16 protein-coding genes are annotated in these 18,857 nt (G+C 35.6%); 4 read left to right on the forward strand and 12 right to left on the reverse strand.

Annotated features, from left to right (window positions below):
- Positions 1–124 precede the first annotated feature (124 nt).
- Positions 125–658, forward strand: a complete 534-nt coding sequence (msrA, locus tag LNQ34_RS20165; RefSeq protein WP_230001010.1) for a peptide-methionine (S)-S-oxide reductase MsrA — start codon at positions 125–127, stop codon at positions 656–658.
- An 81-nt stretch (positions 659–739) separates the two neighbouring features.
- The gene (locus LNQ34_RS20170) at positions 740–2,308 is read left to right on the forward strand and encodes a protein adenylyltransferase SelO (protein ID WP_230001011.1); all 1,569 of its coding nucleotides are present in this window, start codon (positions 740–742) and stop codon (positions 2,306–2,308) included.
- A 599-nt stretch (positions 2,309–2,907) separates the two neighbouring features.
- On the opposite strand, the gene LNQ34_RS20175 is transcribed toward LNQ34_RS20170, so the two are convergent.
- The 3 genes from LNQ34_RS20175 to LNQ34_RS20185 all read right to left on the reverse strand — a co-directional run bounded on the left by LNQ34_RS20175 (position 2,908) and on the right by LNQ34_RS20185 (position 4,819).
- Positions 2,908–3,081 carry a hypothetical protein gene (locus tag LNQ34_RS20175; protein WP_230001344.1) on the reverse strand — a complete coding sequence of 58 codons (174 nt, stop codon included), beginning with the start codon at positions 3,079–3,081 and terminating at the stop codon, positions 2,908–2,910.
- 293 nt (positions 3,082–3,374) lie between these two features.
- Positions 3,375–4,340 carry a YpdA family putative bacillithiol disulfide reductase gene (locus LNQ34_RS20180; protein WP_230001012.1) on the reverse strand — a complete coding sequence of 322 codons (966 nt, stop codon included), beginning with the start codon at positions 4,338–4,340 and terminating at the stop codon, positions 3,375–3,377.
- 5 nt (positions 4,341–4,345) lie between these two features.
- Complete coding sequence (locus LNQ34_RS20185) at positions 4,346–4,819, reverse strand: CYTH domain-containing protein (protein ID WP_230001013.1); 474 nt, start codon at positions 4,817–4,819, stop codon at positions 4,346–4,348.
- 203 nt (positions 4,820–5,022) lie between these two features.
- On the opposite strand from LNQ34_RS20185, the gene LNQ34_RS20190 reads away from it, so the two are divergent.
- Together LNQ34_RS20190 and LNQ34_RS20195 are read left to right on the forward strand one after the other, a co-directional pair.
- Positions 5,023–5,934 (forward strand): OmpA family protein, encoded by a 912-nt coding sequence (locus LNQ34_RS20190; protein WP_230001014.1) that lies wholly within the window; start codon positions 5,023–5,025, stop codon positions 5,932–5,934.
- A 19-nt stretch (positions 5,935–5,953) separates the two neighbouring features.
- Positions 5,954–6,505 carry a hypothetical protein gene (locus LNQ34_RS20195; protein ID WP_230001015.1) on the forward strand — a complete coding sequence of 184 codons (552 nt, stop codon included), beginning with the start codon at positions 5,954–5,956 and terminating at the stop codon, positions 6,503–6,505.
- A 47-nt stretch (positions 6,506–6,552) separates the two neighbouring features.
- Here LNQ34_RS20195 and LNQ34_RS20200 read toward each other — a convergent pair whose 3' ends face one another.
- The 9 genes from LNQ34_RS20200 to LNQ34_RS20240 form a co-directional block, all read right to left on the reverse strand.
- Complete coding sequence (locus LNQ34_RS20200; RefSeq protein ID WP_230001016.1) at positions 6,553–7,599, reverse strand: o-succinylbenzoate synthase; 1,047 nt, start codon at positions 7,597–7,599, stop codon at positions 6,553–6,555.
- Between the two features lie 84 nt (positions 7,600–7,683).
- The gene (locus LNQ34_RS20205; RefSeq protein ID WP_230001017.1) at positions 7,684–8,886 is read right to left on the reverse strand and encodes a tetratricopeptide repeat protein; all 1,203 of its coding nucleotides are present in this window, start codon (positions 8,884–8,886) and stop codon (positions 7,684–7,686) included.
- Positions 8,887–8,920: 34 nt separating this feature from the next.
- On the reverse strand, positions 8,921–9,436 hold the full coding sequence (locus LNQ34_RS20210; protein ID WP_230001018.1) for a DUF2199 domain-containing protein: 516 nt from the start codon (positions 9,434–9,436) through the stop codon (positions 8,921–8,923).
- 4 nt (positions 9,437–9,440) lie between these two features.
- Positions 9,441–10,118 (reverse strand): metal-dependent hydrolase, encoded by a 678-nt coding sequence (locus LNQ34_RS20215; protein ID WP_230001019.1) that lies wholly within the window; start codon positions 10,116–10,118, stop codon positions 9,441–9,443.
- A gap of 30 nt (positions 10,119–10,148) precedes the next feature.
- Positions 10,149–11,111: a 1,4-dihydroxy-2-naphthoate octaprenyltransferase gene (gene menA, locus LNQ34_RS20220; protein WP_202703010.1), complete on the reverse strand. Its 963-nt coding sequence runs from the start codon at positions 11,109–11,111 to the stop codon at positions 10,149–10,151.
- 186 nt (positions 11,112–11,297) lie between these two features.
- Positions 11,298–12,131, reverse strand: coding sequence for a 1,4-dihydroxy-2-naphthoyl-CoA synthase (locus LNQ34_RS20225; protein ID WP_035681238.1), 834 nt, complete (start codon positions 12,129–12,131; stop codon positions 11,298–11,300).
- A 928-nt stretch (positions 12,132–13,059) separates the two neighbouring features.
- Complete coding sequence (locus tag LNQ34_RS20230; RefSeq protein WP_230001020.1) at positions 13,060–14,865, reverse strand: zinc-dependent metalloprotease; 1,806 nt, start codon at positions 14,863–14,865, stop codon at positions 13,060–13,062.
- Positions 14,866–15,037: 172 nt separating this feature from the next.
- Positions 15,038–16,852 (reverse strand): zinc-dependent metalloprotease, encoded by a 1,815-nt coding sequence (locus LNQ34_RS20235; RefSeq protein WP_230001021.1) that lies wholly within the window; start codon positions 16,850–16,852, stop codon positions 15,038–15,040.
- Between the two features lie 186 nt (positions 16,853–17,038).
- Positions 17,039–18,832: a zinc-dependent metalloprotease gene (locus LNQ34_RS20240; protein WP_230001022.1), complete on the reverse strand. Its 1,794-nt coding sequence runs from the start codon at positions 18,830–18,832 to the stop codon at positions 17,039–17,041.
- Positions 18,833–18,857: the final 25 nt, after the last annotated feature.

The following is an 18,857-nucleotide window of genomic DNA, read 5'->3' on the forward strand; positions in this document are numbered from 1 at the left end:
TCAATTATAAAGTTCAAACACCAAAAAACTATTTAATATCTTTATTTTAACTGTCTTTTTACTTATAATTTATCACAATATTCTATCGGATTAATAGGGCATTAAATCTTGAACAATACTATTTATGGAGAATTTATCAGTTGCCACTTTTGGTGGAGGATGTTTTTGGTGCATTGAAGCTGTAATTCAGCGTTTAAAAGGAGTCGAATCCTTAAAATCAGGATTTTCGGGAGGTTTTATTAAAAACCCGCCCTACCGTGAAGTATGTACCGGAAGAACCGGTCATGCAGAAGTCATACAAGTTGCTTTTAATCCTGACATAATTTCATACCATGACCTGATCTTCATATTTATGACTAGTCATGATCCTACCACCCTGAACCGTCAGGGTGCGGACAGCGGAACACAATACCGCTCGATTGTTTTATATCATAACGAAGAACAGAAAGTGATTACCGAAAAAGTTTTGGAAGAAGTAAAAGCCTTTTATGAAGACCCGATTGTAACGCAGCTCGTTCCTTTTGAAGTTTTTTACGAAGCTGAAACAGACCATCAAAATTATTACAACAACAATCAGGAAGCACGTTACTGCCAGATCGTAATTGATCCTAAAGTTCATAAATTAAAAAAAATGTACGCCGACAAATTAAGGGAGTAAACAAGCATTTTTACCACATCTTAAAATAACACACTACCAACAGAACTCGTTCTAATTTGGAGTCAGAGAAAGATTATTCTAATGAAAAATTTAAAAATAAACAACCGATTTACTGCTGAATTGCCTGCAGATCCAAATGAAACCAACGAAGTTCGTCAAGTTTCTAATGCGCTTTTCTCGTATGTAAATCCAACAAAACCATCCAATCCTAAACTCATTCATACTTCACAGGAAGTAGCAGAATCGGTTGGAATTTCGCTTGATGAAATTAAGTCCGAATCCTTTTTGAATGTTTTTTCAGGGAAAGAAGTATTGCCTGAAACTCGTCCGTTTGCTATGTGCTATGCCGGACATCAGTTTGGAAACTGGGCAGGACAATTGGGTGACGGCCGTGCCATTAATTTAACTGAAGTGACACATAATGATGAATCTTTTATGCTTCAATTAAAAGGTGCCGGAAGAACTCCGTACTCCCGAACTGCTGACGGCCTGGCTGTTTTGCGTTCGTCTGTAAGAGAGTATTTATGTGCCGAAGCCATGCATCATTTAGGAGTTCCCACTACCCGATCGTTATCCCTTATGCTGTCCGGAGATCAAGTTTTACGTGATATGTTATACAATGGAAATGCCGCTTATGAAAAAGGTGCAATTGTTTGTCGCGTCGCTCCTTCCTTTATTCGTTTTGGAAGTTTTGAGATGCTGACCGCCCGAAATGAGCTTCAAAGTTTAAAACAGTTTGTAACGTACAACATTAAATACTACTTCCCGGAAATAAAAGGAGAGCCTAAAGAGCAATACCTACAATTTTTTAAAACAGTAGCTGATAAAACCCGCGAAATGATTCTGCATTGGCAGCGCGTGGGTTTTGTACACGGAGTAATGAATACCGACAACATGTCAATTCACGGAATTACGATTGATTATGGTCCTTATGGCTGGCTGGAAAATTACGACCCAAACTGGACTCCAAACACCACCGACAGCCAATACCGAAGATATCGTTTTGGAAATCAACCGCAGATTGCGCAATGGAATTTGTACCAATTGGCCAATGCCATTTTCCCTTTAATCAATGAAGCAGAACCTCTAGAAAAAATTCTGGAGTCTTTTATGATTGATTTTGAATCTGATTATAAGAATATGTTTTTAAGCAAATTAGGCTTGCTTATTTCAACCGAAACTGATAATGCGTTAGTTGACGGTTTGGAAACCGTTTTACAACTCTCTGAAACAGACATGACGATCTTTTTCCGAAATTTAAGCAGTGTACAAAAATCCGATTCTCCTGAAAAAGCTATCGAAAGAATTCAGGATTCGTTTTATATTCCGGAACAGATCTCAGGAACAATTTTAGAATCATGGCAAAAATGGTTTACTCTTTATCTCGAAAGACTTCGTACAGAAGAGCGTTCGGATAAAGACCGTTCGGAAAAAATGAATACTATAAATCCAAAGTACGTGCTGCGAAATTATATGGCGCAATTGGCTATTGATGCCGCAGATCAGGAAGATTATTCCTTAATTGATGAATTGTACACACTTTTACAAAAACCATACGACGAACAACCGGAATTTCAAAAATGGTTTGCCAAGCGTCCGGATTGGGCACGATCTAAGGTTGGGTGTTCCATGCTTTCCTGTAGTTCTTAGTTTTTTTTGCCACGAATTCACGAATTTTAGGTTTTATAAACTTAAACCGTTGGGTGAAATTGTATATAATTTAATTTTAAGCAACGGGTTAAACTTAATGAAGTTTTAATTCGTGAATTCGTGGCTATAAACTTATTTCGAAATAATACAATCCACAATCATGCTTGCATGCACACGAGAATTTTCGATAAACCATTTGTGCGTATGCATGCCTCCAAAAGTTACCCCCTGCTAAGAATAAATCTTTCACATTAAAATGGTTTTCCAAACGTCCGGACTGGGCCCGCCCAAAAGTTGGATGTTCTATGCTTTCCTGTAGTTCTTAGTTTTTTTAGCCACGAATTCACGAATTTTAGTTTTTATAAACTTAAGCCGTTGGGTGAAATTGCATAAAATTTAATTTTAACACATAGAAACATAGATAGTAACACCTCAAAAAAGAAGGCAAAGTAGAAATATCTTTCTTTCACATAATATAATATGTGCTTTTTAACTAGTGAAACGCCTTTTTTAAGTCTAAAAAGCCTATGCCTCTATGTATTAAAACAATTTCACGCAACGGGTTAAACTTAATGAAGTTTTAATTCGTGCCTAGAAACTTATTTCGAAGTAATATAATCCACAATCATACTAGCATGCACACGAGAATTTTCAATAAACCATTTGTGCGTATGCATTCCTCCAAAAGTTACCCCTGCTAAGAATAAATCTTCAACATTAAAATGGTTTGCCAAAGGTCCGGACTGGGCCCGCTCAAAAGTTGGGTGTTCCATGCTTTCCTGTAGTTCTTAGTTTTTTTTTGCCACGAATTCACGAATTTTAGTTTTTATAAACTTAAACCGTTGGGTGAAATTGTATATAATTTAATTTTAACACATAGAAAAATAAATAGTAACACCTCAAAAAAGAAGGCAAAGTAGAAATATCTTTCTTTCACATAGTACAATATGTGCTTTTTAACTAGTGAAACGCCTTTTTTAAATCTACAAAGCCTATGCCTCTATGTGTTAAAACAATTCCACGCAACGGGTTAAACTTAATGAAGTTTTAATTCGTGGCTAGAAACTTATTTCGAAGTAATGTAATCCACAATCATGCTCGCATGCACACGAGAATTTTCGATAAACCATTTGTGCGTATGCATTCCTCCGCAAATTACACCCGCTAAGAATAAACCTTCCACATTGGTTTCCATAGTTTCGGGGTTGTATGTAGGGGTTTTTAATTCATCTTCTGATAATTGTATTCCCATATTTTCCAGAAAAGCCAAATCAGGTTTGTATCCGGTTAGCGCCAGTACAAAATCATTTTCAATAGTAATTTTCCCCATAGGAGTTTCTATTTCTACTTCAGCCCCCCTGATTTCAGTAATATTTGATTCGAAATAAGCTTTAATGCTGCCTTCCGCAATTCGGTTTTCAATATCGGGTTTTGCCCAATATTTTACCCGACTGTTGATTTCCTTTTTCCGAATGACCATGGTTACATTGGCTCCTTTTCTCCAACATTCCAAAGCCGCATCTACTGAAGAATTGTTTGCTCCTACCACCAAAACATTCCTGAAAGCATATTCATGGGCTTCCTTATAATAATGACGGACTTTAGGCAATTCTTCTCCTTTCACTTCCATTTCAATCGGAATATCATAAAAACCGGTTGCAATTATCACATTGGCGGCTTCATAAAGTGCTTTATCGGTTGTAATTTTAAAAGTAGTATTTAAGAGTTTTTCTACCTGAAGTACTCTTTCAAATAAATGAATGGAAAAATTAAAATACCGATGAATATTACGATAATACTCCAATGCTTCCTGACGACCAGGTTTTGGGGCAAGACAACTGAACGGTATGTTTCCTATTTCAAGTCTTTCCGCAGTGGAGAAAAAAGTCATATACAAAGGATAGTTGAATATACTATTGACTATAGCTCCTTTTTCAATTATCAAATAACGCAAACCTTTCTTTTGGGATTCAATTGCACAAGCCAGACCAATTGGTCCGCCCCCTACAATAATCAAATCATATGTATTCATGTTTTTTACTTCTCCCGCTCTTTAAAAGGATTCTTACTCAAATAAGCGTTATAATATCTTGGGTCATTTGTTACTTCTTCACCCAGCCAATCCGGCTTCTCGAAAATTTCTGTTTCCGATTCCAACTCTACTTCTGCCATCACCAGTCCTTCATTTTCACCGTAAAATTCGTCTACTTCAAAAATATGTTTTCCTAATTTTATTTCGTAACGTGTTTTCTCGATTTTTCCTTTTTCACATAACTTAAGCAATTCCAATGCTTCATCAAGCGGAATTTCATTCTCCCATTCAAAGCGGGACATTCCGCCCTGCTGACTGACTCCTTTTATGGTAATAAAACCTCTTTCGCCTTTGATACGCACACGAACTGTTCTTTCCGGAACTGCACTTAAATATCCTTGGGCAATTTTATTGTGCGTAAAAGCCTGTTCTTTAAAATCAGCTGATTTTACCAGAAACTTTCTTTCTATTTCGACCATTTTGATGTCTGAATTTAATTTTTATGCAAGTTACTCAATTTAATTTGGCCTAAGAATTGAAATCACAAGAATCATTGGTAGACATTAAATTTCATTTTTGTAATATGCTCACAATAAGAATAATAACTTTAAAATAACTGATTTTTAATAGGTTATGTATTTATTTTTTTGTTAAATTTGATAGAATCTTAACTTCATCACCTATGTCTAAAAAAGCACTTTATCTGTTAGGCATTGTAATAACCATTATTTTAGGTACCTTTTTGTATTTGAAATTTTGCTGCAATTGCACTATGAAAACACCTGCAATTGATACCGGAAAAGTATCAAAAGTAGTGGCTCCGGACGAAACTATTGTCCCTTTTATTCTAAATGGTTCCGGAATTGATTATCACACCAATGATAATATCAAGTTCCTTAAAAACAGTTCTACAGCACTTTTGCCTGTGGGTGATTCGGTATCGATTGGAGTTCAAAACCTTAAAACATTCCTGATCGCTAATCCAAAGCAAAAAATTACCCTAACAGGTTATGCTACTTCAGATGAAACCAATACGACCACTTTTGAAAATCTAGGCCTCGCACGGGCTAATGACATTAAAAAATATTTTGTGTCGCAAGGTTTACCTGATGCGCAGTTAAACACAAAAGGTGAAGTGATTGATAAATGGCAAACGAAAAAAGATACACTTTTTGGACCTGTCAAATATGCTTTTGAAGCTCCGGAAGCCGCTCCGGCTGTAACCGATGAATGGATTATTCTGAAAGAGAAAATCAATGGTGATCCACTTATTTTACATTTCAGTACCAATAAATCCAGTGATAAGTTAACTCCTGCAGAAAAAGAAAAAGTTGCCGATCTAGTGAAATATATGGAACATGTGAAAGAAGCGGTAATTGTGGCTGTTGGGCATAGTGATAATGTTGGAAACCGTGATTCTAATGTGGCTCTTGGTCAAAAACGAGCTGAGTTTACTAAAAATTATTTGTCGAAAAATGGTGTTGACGGAAATCGGATAACAGCAGAATCAAAAGGTCCTGACGAGCCTATTGGTGAGAACACCACTGCCGAAGGTAGGGCAAACAACAGAAGAACAGTAATAACAATTAAATAATCAATCAAAATATACGATCATGAATATACCTTGTATCTTAATACCGGCTCTAGTGGGATTAATCTGTGGAATATTAGGTTACTTACTGGGAAAAATGAATTCTAAAGGTGACGATTCACTTGCTTTGTCACTACAGGCCGATTTGGATGCCTGCAAAGCCAATACACGAAACCTGAATGCTAAAATTTCTTCTCTGGAAGCTGAATTGGCCGCAAAAGCTAAAGTTAATAACGCTCCACAATCTTTCGCAGCAACAGCGATACCTGCAATACCTTTTGACAGTGCATTAGCAGCGACCGCTTACGGCAAAAAAATTAAAGAAAATGATTTAAAAATAGTCGAAGGTATCGGGCCAAAAATTGAAGCGTTATTTAACGCTGCTGGAATTAAAACATGGCACGAACTGTCAGAAGCTTCAATCGAAAAATTACAATCCATTCTGGATGGCGGAGGTGAAAATTATGCTATTCACAATCCAAACACCTGGGCCAGACAGGCATTACTCGCTTACCAGAGCAAATGGCAGGAATTAAAAGACTGGCAGGACAGTCTAAAAGGCGGAAAAGAATAAAACCGAAATCAATATAACCCTAAAAACTGGCTTTAAGCCAGTTTTTTTTATAAGCTGCTGAGAAAATCGAAATCCCAGTCTTTTGTTTTACTGTACCATAACTGCCCCCCCACAACTTCAAGCGGACAATCAAAATTATTCGTGTAAAGTGCTCCGGTTCCAAGACCCTGAGGCATTTTTGAGTTTTGCAAAAATGTCCATTGTGCGATCGCATTAAGACCTATGTTACTTTCCAATGCTGAAGTAATCCACCATCCTATTTGATATTTATCGGCCAAATCTATCCATTCTTTTGTGCCTTTGAAGCCACCAACAAAACTAGGTTTTAGAATAATGTATTGTGGTTGTATTTTTTGCAGTAAAGCCTCCTTTTCTTCCAATGAAAAAATACCAATCAATTCTTCATCGAGAGCAATCGGAAACGGTGTGGTTTTACACAAATCGGCCATTGCGGCAATGTTTCCTTTCTTTATAGGCTGTTCAATGCTATGCAACTGATATTTATTCAATTGATTCAATTTACCTAATGCTTCATTTAAAGCAAAAGCGCCATTAGCATCCACCCTGATTTCAATTTGCTCTGCTGAAAAATGACTGCGAATAAAAGCCAATAACTCCAATTCCTTTTCGAAATTGATCGCTCCTATTTTCAATTTTATACAATTAAAACCGGTGGCTAATTTCTCTTCGATTTGTTCTTTCATAAAGGAAGATTCCCCCATCCAAACCAGACCATTTATCACAATTGACTCTACATTACTGGTAAAATCGGACGGAAACAAAACAAAAGGATCTTCACTTTTAAAGGATAAAAATGCCATTTCAACACCAAATTGTATCGATGGAAATTCTAACAAAGCATCCCAAAGCGCCTTTTCTCCTAAATGAATATTATCACACGTCCACTGCAGTTTTTCTTCATAATCTTCGCGATCATCCGCACTCAAACCACGAAGTATTCCACACTCTCCTATTCCTTTTTTACCGTTCTCTTCCAGAACAATAAACCAGGTTTCCTTCTCGGTCATAACCCCTCTTGAAGTCCCGGAAGGCCTTTTAAAATCAAGCATGTATTTATGGAAGGTTGCTTTCATATAATAAATAGATGGTAAAAAAATAAGCCTGAATAAGTAGGTGTCATACCATTAAACAGGCTTATTATTGGTTTTATGTTTTTTTTAATTGTACAGTTTCAATATTTTTTCAAAATCTTTTGAGGGTAATCCTGCTTTTTGAAAAATTACGAAATCCTGTTTTGTTTTCTCTATCCAGCTTAAACTGTCTGTTACGTTTTGCGACTGGTATTTTTTATAAATGGCTTTCGCTTCGCTATAATCATCACTAATCAGATAAACGTGCGCCAGATTTAATTTGACAAGCAACTCCGTATCGTCCAACTTTTCACCTTCTTTCAGAAATTTAATGGCTTTAGCGTATTGTTTGGTCAAAATATAGCAATATCCTATCGAACTGTAATCCAAAGCCGTTGCTTTTCCGTCGTTAATAATAGTATTCAGTTTCGGAATTGCTTCGTTGTATTTATGAAGTCTGACTAAAGCAGCCACTTGTGTTCTTAGGTCGTTATAAACATTTTTAGAAATATCAGCATCTTTATAACAGCTATTTCCAAAATCCTTATAAACTTTACTCTTTTCAATTGGCAGTAACTTTTGAAACTCCGTATAACGATATTGTTTCATGATTTTATCGAGTATGCAAACACAAAAATCATCAGAATTCGCCATTTTCTGAGCCATTGTGGAGGTTTTACAAAGGCTTATAATTTCATTTTTATTGTCCTGATTCCATCCACGATTTAATTTTGTGTCTACCCACGGCACCACTTCCAAAACTATTTTTTGATTTAAAAGCCAGTTTTTGCTGTGAAAACCAAACCAAAGTGTATTTACATTCTGACCCAGACAGGACGATTTATCCAGCGATAATCGTTTAGCGTCTTTGCTTAAGGGATCTTTCTGATCGTAACAGGCTTTATCCGTTTTACCATCAGTGATATACTTTTTTGCTGTTTCGTTGGAGGTAAACAGAGCATACGTACAGGTATCATCTCCTGAAATTTTAGACATCAGAAAAACTGCTCCGGCCGATCCCTGACTGATTCCGGTTGGATCCGGAATTGATTTTAGAACGGAGACCAGACTGTTTGCCATTTCCTGATTTTCATCCAGAAGTGTGATTCGGTATACAATTTCTGTTGTTCCTACGGGTAAATCTTCTGTTTTAAGCATAATTCGGTCACGGGCAGAAACTATAATTTCTTTTGTAGTAGCACGTTCTTTATCCCAATAACCGTCTTTTTGCGCAAAAATGCTGCACGAAGTTGTAATTAAAAGAAACAGGGCAATTTTTTTTAAAATCATTGTAGAAAATTTATTTTAAGATCACTTACAAAATTCAGACCTTATTATTTAATATTCTGTAAATTCTTTTCTCCGCTTCAGCTTTTGTAATACCGTTATAAAAATCTTTCACAAAAGGATGATCGAAATCCTGGTGTGGAAAAATCTCAGGTCTTTCATTACCAGGTTTAGTCACTACTGTTGTCGGAATACTGTTCGAAAATTCGTAATCCGGAATGTAATTGGAAAGCCATCCGAAATACTGCGCCTCGTGATTTTCATCTTCGCCATTTTCCAGATAGTCTTCAAAACTTTTTTCACTAAGTGAAACCCAGAAGCCATACTCTAAATCTTCGCAATGATCGTTCACTTGCTGAACCAAAACCACTCTTATAAAGCGATTGATATGATCTTCATGTTTAATGACACAAAAATCCTGGTCAATAACTGCAATTTCTTCTTTTTCCTGTTCCGAAAGCTTGTTGTAAGCAGAAGGTGAACTGTAAGCAATTGCAGGCCAGCTTTCATGCTCTTCGCCACAGCATTCACAAATAAATTTAATATCTGACATTTTATTACAGTTCAATTGACTCGCCAATTTCCAAAAGCATCAGATCTTTTCCTTTATCGAAGAACTTGCGAATAGCGTCTTCATGATCTATTTTAATGTAACCAAAAGTATCAAAATGATATCCAAGGATCTTATCGCATTCTACAAAATCTGAGGCTATGATGGCATCTTCAACATCCATTGTAAAATTATTACCGATTGGAAGAATGGCCAGATCCAATTTGGTTCTCATTGGAATCAGTTTCATATCCATAGTCAGTGCAGTATCGCCGGCAATGTAAATGTTTTTATGTTCGCCTTCGATTACAAACCCACCCGGATTTCCACCATAACTTCCATCAGGGAAAGAGCTTGAATGAATCGCATTGACATATTTCACTTTTCCAAAATCAAATTGCCAGCTTCCACCGTGATTCATCGGGTGTGAACTGAAACCTAATTTAGCATAATAACCTGCAATTTCAGCATTTGAAACGATCGCTGCTTTGGTACGATTGGCAATAGCTTCAACATCCAGAATATGATCACCATGCGCATGAGTAAGTAAAATATAATCTGCTTCTAAGCTGTTGATATCAACTCCTGCTGCTTGTGGATTTCCTGTAATAAAAGGATCTACAATAATTTGTTTTCCACCCACTTCAATACCTAAAGACGCATGTCCGTAAAATGTTATTTTCATTTTAATTCATTTTTAAAATTGAACTTTGTTTTATCTTCCCCCTAAAAAGAGGTTTACAATAATGTCTGAAATCAATGAAATCATACATACCGTCAGTAATATTGAAAGTAAAAAGGTGCTTAGTGCCAGTTTCTTCAATTCGGGATCTAACAACTTTGGATTTTGGTTTTTATAAACGGTAATTAAATGCTTAGTTAAAGGAACAAAAGCCAATAAAAACAAATACTGATCGAAGTTATAATCACTCAAAAAGGCAAAAGTAACCACTAAAAGCATAGCCGTAATAATCAAAGTGAAATGATAAATTTTAGCTTTTGCACCACCAATCTGAACTACAATCGTATTTTTTCCTGATTTGCGATCTGATTCTTCATCACGCATATTGTTCAGGTTTAAAACTCCAACACTTAATAAACCGATTGAAATGGCCGGTAAGATCAAAAGCGGATCGACTTCTTTTGAATACAAAAAGTTTACTCCCAATGTACTAACCAATCCAAAGAAAATAAAAACGAACAAATCTCCAAATCCTCTGTATCCGTAAGCTGAATTTCCAACGGTATAACGAATTGCCGAAACAATTGCTGCTATTCCAAGCAATAAGAAAAAGATGGAATATCCAAAATTACTTTCTCCAAAAGCAAAATAGATCAATACAATTGCAGACAACAAGGTCAGAAATGAAGTAATTATAATGGCTTTTTTCATGGCCTGAGGTGTAATAACACCACTCTGAATAGCTCTTTGTGGTCCAACCCTGTCCGCATTGTCAGTACCTTTTACACCATCGCCGTAATCATTTGCAAAATTGGATAAAACCTGCAATCCAAGCGTCGTTAATAGTGCAAAACCAAAAATTTTCCAACTGAATACCTCTGTTGGTGTATTAATGGTTTCCGTTGGGTTTGATAAGGCATATATACTTCCTACTATGATTCCGGAAACTGATAAAGGCAATGTACGCAAACGAGCGGCTTCAATCCAATGTTTCATTCTGTTTTTATTTTAGATTTTAGATTTTAGACTTTAGACTTTAGATTGTTGCATTCTTAATTTGAATTGCAATACTCTAAAGTCTATCCTCTAAATTGTATTATATAATTAGGATTTAATCTCAAATTTAGCTCCCAGTTTCAGATTCAAAAATCTAAAATCTGCAATCTAAAATCTCAGATAGTCTTATGGCAACCATTTATTCTCACCGAAGTTTGGCTTTCTTTTCTCTAAAAAGGCATTTCTTCCTTCTTTTGCTTCTTCGGTCATGTACGCTAAACGTGTTGCTTCTCCGGCAAAAACCTGCTGACCTACCATACCGTCGTCTGTTAAGTTCATTGCAAATTTTAGCATCTTGATAGAAGTTGGAGATTTTTGTAAAATTTCCTGTGCCCACTCGTAAGCAGTATCTTCAAGCTCATCATGTGGAATTACAGCATTCACCATCCCCATATCCATAGCTTCCTGAGCAGAATAATTTCTACCTAAAAAGAAAATTTCACGCGCTTTTTTCTGTCCGACCATTTTAGCCAGATACGCAGATCCGTAGCCACCGTCAAAACTGGTTACATCGGCATCCGTTTGTTTGAATATGGCATGCTCTTTACTCGCCAAAGTCATGTCACAAACGACATGCAAACTGTGTCCACCGCCAACTGCCCAACCCGGAACAACTGCAATAACCACTTTTGGCATAAAACGGATTAAACGCTGCACTTCAAGAATATTTAAGCGATGTTGTCCGTCTTCACCCACATAACCCTGATGCCCACGCGCGTTTTGATCGCCTCCGCTGCAAAAAGAATATACTCCGTCTTTGGTTGAAGGTCCTTCTGCAGACAGTAAAACCACTCCTATCGAAGTATCTTCCTGCGCATCGTAAAAAGCCTGGTACAATTCTGAAGTTGTTTTTGGACGAAATGCATTTCTAACGTTTGGTCTGTTAAAAGCAATTCTCGCAACTCCATTACATTTTTTATAAGTTATATCTTCAAATTCTCTGGCTGTAATCCAATCCATTTCTGTTTGTTTTGTTTTTAATAATTGATAGTGTAAAAATAAAGCATTTTTATATTTTTACCTACCGCTATTTGTTTTTAGTCGTAACTAAAATCTGTTGTAATGTTAACAATTGGTATAATCTTACAAATAATAATAATTTTAACAGTAGTTTCAAAAAATAATATTTAATTTTACAACCTAGAAATCAATGAGATACATTTTATTTCATTGACTAGAAGATTGATTTTCTTTCACTGATTTATTAACCTAAAAAATGATTTTTTTGAGAAAATTTAAAAATTTTGTCGCTCATTATTTTACGGTTTTTATTCATATGCCGTTGATCAATGAGCAAATGATTTATTCATTTGTTGAAACTTCAAAAAGGAGATAGTAACACCTAAGGTTAAAAGCTGGAATTGTTTAAGAATTAGTATCAGATTGATTACGAAAAGAGGAAAAATACTAACTAAAACTTTCTACAAGTTATTTTATCAAACTAAATGGGTCGAGCCGTGAAATTGAGTTTTTGCTTTTAATATGAATTTATAAATTGTTTAAAGACATACTTATTTCAGAAAATAGTTTCTAAAATTTTTAAAGCTGCTATTTTTTGAATAGATTCGAGTTTATTTTATTTCTGTTTTTTTTTAATTACAATTTTTTTTAAAACTAGAATAAAAAGGAAAAGGCTACTTGTAATGAGTAGCCTTTTCTGTTATGAAACTACCAAACTAGAGTAGAATCATCGCTCAAATCAAAAGTTGAGAATCTTAGATAATAATTAAAAAACTTAACTCTACTTAAAAGTCCTTCCTTATTTTTTTGACTTTACTCATTTTTTTTAGATACAATCTGCAATAATAGAACTCTATCTAAAAATACGGGAATTGCCAAATATTGTATAAGAAAAAACAAATAAAATATCTCTCCATTGAAAACCTTACTATTCTTTAATAAATGGCTTGCTGCTATTTTTTATTCTAATGATGTATAATCCATTTGGGAGAGTGCTAACATCAATTTGTCCGGTTTGGGTTCTGCCAGTCAGTATTTGCTGGCCTGTTAAATTATAAATTGCATATTCTTCATTTTCCATATTCGAAATAGTTAAAATATCCTTTACAGGATTAGGATATAGAATGATATCTTGGGATTTTTCTACCTCTTTTTCCAAAGTATCTCTCTTGCTTCTGCCTGTTTTACCGGGTCTTAAATCTTTCACTGTAATGTTAAGATCTGTATTAATACCAGCATCCGTTGATCTTTGAGTAGTATACAAATTAGGAAAAACTTTTCGAATTCTATTTCTCATTGCTATAACCTGGCCCGGAGTAAACATAAAACGGCAATTACTATAATCCATAATATTCTCTATCAACCTTCTCTGTCCTCCACATTGAAGAGGGGCAATACAATCTTTATAGGACCATAAGTATGTTGCTTCTGAGGCAGGAGTATCACTAATTTTATCATTTGGCCCTGTACAACCACCCGCAAAAGTGTGATCTAGTCCAAAATAATGCCCCAATTCGTGGGCAAGTGTTACTATTATTAATGGATTACTATCGTATTTGCTATAAGCAATAACTGTAAGAGCTGCTACTAATTCATTGTTACTATTATCAATCCAGATACCACTAGTTCCAAAGAGAAAAACATTTGCCTGATTTCTTAATTTAGGCACATATTTAATAAATATTTCATTTTTGTTAATACTCTTTATATCAATTCCATCTGCATTTTTATTTGCCATTGCAGCTCCTGAAGCTATCTTGTCTCGGTCATAAATCTCTTTTGATCCTTTACGGACAGTAATATCAATATCTTTGAACACAATTCTGGCATTAGCCATTTTGGCACCCGCCGCCACTGCTGCAGGTGGTAAAGTCTTACCCGTTTTATCGGTATAGGCTTTATTAGCCCAATTAAATTGCTGTCTTACCAAATCTTCGTAATAAGAAGCTGTATTGTTATCTTCCGGGGCTTCCAGAATTTCTGCATTTACTTTTTTGATGATAAAATAAGGATACTCTTTTTCTATTATTCTCTTCAAGTTGTCATTCCTTTCCACCGCGGGAACCCGTACGTCTATCAAAGTAGCATCTTTCACCGTAATTTTTACCACTACAGGCTGGTTTTCTAACTGTATCAGTTTATCCTCATCTATTTCCAAAGAACAGGAAGAACTTACAAGGCTGAAAGCCCTAAGCCAGTTCCAGGCCCAGCCTCCACAATTCACCGTAACTGTATTCGATGATTTAGCACCCAGTGTTTTTATATCATCAGAAGAAATCTTACCAATCTGCTGGCCATAATCAAAGTATTCGTAATTCATTTCTTTTGTTGTTTTAGAAAACACATTTGGGGAACTTTGAGTGATTTCCACATTATAGATCGGTCTGGTTACAAATGTCTTCTCATCGTTTGTCAATAGCTGCAACCCTCCTGCTCTCTTACTGTCGTAAGCATGCACCTCGATTTTGATATAACCTCCGGGTTTATCTATGGTTCCCTTAATACCGCTTAGGTAGTTGTTGCGACGGTTGTAAAGTCCTTTATAATATACGGTCAGTAAATCAGACTCAATGCTATTGTCTGTTTTCGGATTTGCAGACCAAAATTCCTTCTCTCCAACTACCTTTATATTATTATCCGGATAGCTGACAACACCACTGCCTTCTGATTTTTGGGCATACATAAAACCCGAAAAACAAAATATAAAACTCAAAATAATATATTCTTTTTTCATAATGTCTCTTGTTAAATTTTAAAATCCAACAGAATTGAATGAAATTTTCACCAGTAAAGGGAAATGAATCGAGAGTTTAAGTACGATTATACTTATTGCGTACAAAAAACACTTCGAATACTAAATTATTAAGACAGGTCGTTAAAAAAACGATAACAATCTCTTCATCAAACTATTCTTTAATAAATTGCTTGCTGCTATTTTTTATTTTAATGATGTATAATCCTTTTGGGAGAGTGCTAACATTAATTTGCCCGGTTTGGGTTCTGCCAGTCAGTATTTGCTGGCCTGTTAAATTATAAATTGCATATTCTTCGCTGCCTATATTAGAAATATTTAAAATATCCTTTACAGGATTAGGATATAAAAAGATGTCTCGTGATTTTCCTACTTCTTTTTCCGAAGCATCTCTCTTGCTTCTGCCTGTTTTACCCGATCTTAAATCTTTCACCGTAATATTAAGATCTGTATTGATAGCAGCATCCGTTGATCTTTGAGTAGTATATAAATTGGGGAAATCATTTCTAATTGAATTTCTCATTACTTTAACCTGACCCGGGGTGAACATAAACGAGCAATAACTGTAATCCATGACATTTTCTATTAACCTTCTTTGCCCATCACATTGAACAGGAGCAATACAATCTTTATAATCGGGCACATCACCCTTTATGATTTCAGCTCGAGGTGTATCACTAATTTTATCATTTGGACCGGTACATCCACCCTCAAAAGGATGAAGCAACTTAAAATAATGCCCAAGCTCGTGTGCAAGTGTACTTGTTTTCAGCAATAATTCCTTATTATTCGCATCGAAGTTATAACACAAAACTGTAAAAACAAGAAAAAATTTTCCATTTTTCATATCATGAAGATCGAAGGTATATCCTGTAGATTGGCTTGTTGTGCTAATTAATTTATGTACATATTTAATAAAAATTTCATCCATATTAACATTCCTTATATCAATTCCACCAACATTCTTCTTTTGTACGTCAGCTATTGAAATATTACTTAAGTCATAGTTCTTTTTTAATCCCTTTCGGATAGTAATATCGATATCTTTGAACACGATTCTGGGATTAGCCATTTTGGCACCCGCCGCCACTGCTGCAGGTGGTAGAGTCTTACCCGTTTTATCGGTATAGGCTTTATTGGCCCAATTAAATTGCTGTCTTACCATGTCTTCGTAATAAGAGACCGTGTTATTATCTTCCGGGGCTTCCAGAACCTCTACATTTACTTTTTTGATGATAAAATAAGGATACTCTTTTTCTATTATTCTCTTCAAATTGTCATTCCTTTCCACCGCGGGAACCCGTACGTCCATCAAAGTAGCATCTTTCATCGCAATTTTTACCACTACAGGCTGGTTTTCTAACTGTATCAGTTTATCCTCATCTATTTCCAAAGAACAGGAAGAACTTACAAGGCTGAAAGCCCTAAGCCAGTTCCAGGCCCAGCCTCCACAATTCACTGTAACTGTATTCGATGCTTTAGCACCCAGTGTTTTTATATCATCAGAAGAAATCTTACCAATCTGCTGGCCATAATCAAAGTATTGGTAATTCATCTCTTTTGTTGTTTTAGAAAACACATTTGGGGAACTTTGAGTGATTTCTACATTATAGATCGGTCTGGTTACAAATGTCTTATCATCGTTTGTCAATAGCTGCAACCCTCCTGCTCTCTTGCTGTCGTAAGCATGCACCTCGATTTTGATATAACCTCCGGGTTTATCTATGGTTCCCTTAATACCGCTTAGGTAGTTGTTGTGACGGTTGTAAAGTCCTTTGTAATATACGGTCAGTAAATCAGACTCACTGCTATTGTCTGTTTTCGGATTTGCAGACCAAAATTCCTTCTCTCCAACTACCTTTATATTATTATCCGGATAGCTGACAACACCACTGCCTTCTGATTTTTGGGCATACATAAACCCCGAAAAACAAAATATAAAACTCAAAATAGTATATTCTTTTTTCATAATGTCTCTTGTTAAATGTCTCTTGTTAGATTTTAAAATCCGGCAAAATTGAACGAAATTTTCACCAGTAAGGGGAAATGAATCGAGAGTTTAAGTACGATTATACTTATTGCGTACAAAAAACACTTCGAATACTAAATTATTAAGACAGATCGTTAAAAAAACGATAACAATCTCTCCATCAAACTATTCTTTAATAAATTGCTTGCTGCTATTTTTTATTTTAATGATGTATAATCCTTTTGGGAGAGTGCTAACATTAATTTCTCCGGTTTGAGTTCCCCCAGCCAGGATTTGCTGCCCTGTTAAGTTATAAATTACATATTCTTCGCTGCTTATATTCGAAATAGTTAAAATATCCTTTACAGGATTAGGATATAGAATGATATCTTGGGATTTTTCAGCTTCTTTTTCCGAAGCATCTCTCTTGCTTCTGCCTGTTTTACCCGATCTTAAATCTTTCACCGTAATATTAAGATCTATATTAATACCAGCATCCGTTGATTTCACAATGGTATATAAGTCTGGGTATTCATTTCTAATTGTATTTCTCATTACCTTGACCTGACCTGGTGTAAACATAAACCGACATTGACTATAATCCATTATATTTTCTATTAACCTCCTGTGTCCTCCACATTGAAGAGGGGCGATACAATCTTTATAAACCGGTGTAGTTGCAACTTCTTCCGCAGGAGGAGTATCACTAATATGGTCATTAGTTTTACTAACACAACCTCCCAAAAAAGTATGCTCTAGCATAAAATAATGCCCCAACTCATGCGAAACTATATTTGTACTCTCAAAAGCCGGAGGATTATTAGGTAAGGTATATCTTAAAACGAGAAAAGCCAAGTCTATATTATTTTTCTCATCAAAACCTTGAAAAGTATGTCCTCCCAAAGCTGTTCCTAAGTCAAATAATTCAGGAACATATTTGATGAATATTTCACGTTTAGTAGGCTCTTTTAAATTAATATCACGATCTCTTTCATTTTCTATATTCTGATTAAAATATCTTTTCTTTGATCCTTTACGGATAGTAATATCGATATCTTTGAACACGATTCTGGCATTAGCCATTTTGGCACCCGCAGCCACTGCTGCAGGTGGTAGAGTCTTACCCGTTTTATCGGTATAGGCTTTATTGGCCCAATTAAATTGCCGTCTTACCATGTCTTCGTAATAAGAGGCCGTATTATTGTCTTGTGGATCTTCCAGAACCTCTACATTTACTTTTTTAATTATATAGTATGAATACTCTTTTTCTATAATCCCCTTCAGATTTTCATTGTCTGCCACCGCGGGAACCCGTACGTCCATCAAAGTAGCATCTTTCATCGCAATTTTTACCACTACAGGCTGGTTTTCTAACTGTATCAATTTATCCTCATCTATTTCCAAAGAACAGGAAGAACTTACAAGGCTGAAAGCCCTGAGCCAGTTCCAGGCCCAGCCTCCACAATTCACTGTAACTGTATTCGATGCTTTAGCACCCAGTGTTTTTATATCATCAGAAGAAATCTTACCAATCTGCTGGCCATAATCAAAGTATTGGTAATTCATCTCTTTTGTTGTTTTAGAAAACACATTTGGGGAACTTTGAGTGATTTCTACATTATAGATCGGTCTGGTTACAAATGTCTTATCATCGTTTGTCAATAGCTGCAACCCTCCTGCTCTCTTGCTGTCGTAAGCATGCACCTCGATTTTGATGTAACCTCCGGGTTTATCTATGGTTCCCTTAATACCGCTTAGGTAGTTGTTGCGACGGTTGTAAAGTCCTTTGTAATATACGGTCAATAAATCGGACTCACTGTTATTGTCTGTTTTGGGATTTGCAGACCAAAATACCTTCTCTCCAACTACCTTTATATTATTATCCGGATAGCTGACAACACCACTGCCTTCTGATTTTTGGGCATACATAAAACCCGAAAAACAAAATATAAAACTCAAAATACTATATTCTTTTTTCATAACTGTCTCTTGTTAGATTTTAAAA

Origin of the sequence: Flavobacterium lipolyticum (genome assembly GCF_020905335.1) — a bacterium.
In the GTDB taxonomy this organism is placed as follows: domain Bacteria; phylum Bacteroidota; class Bacteroidia; order Flavobacteriales; family Flavobacteriaceae; genus Flavobacterium; species Flavobacterium lipolyticum.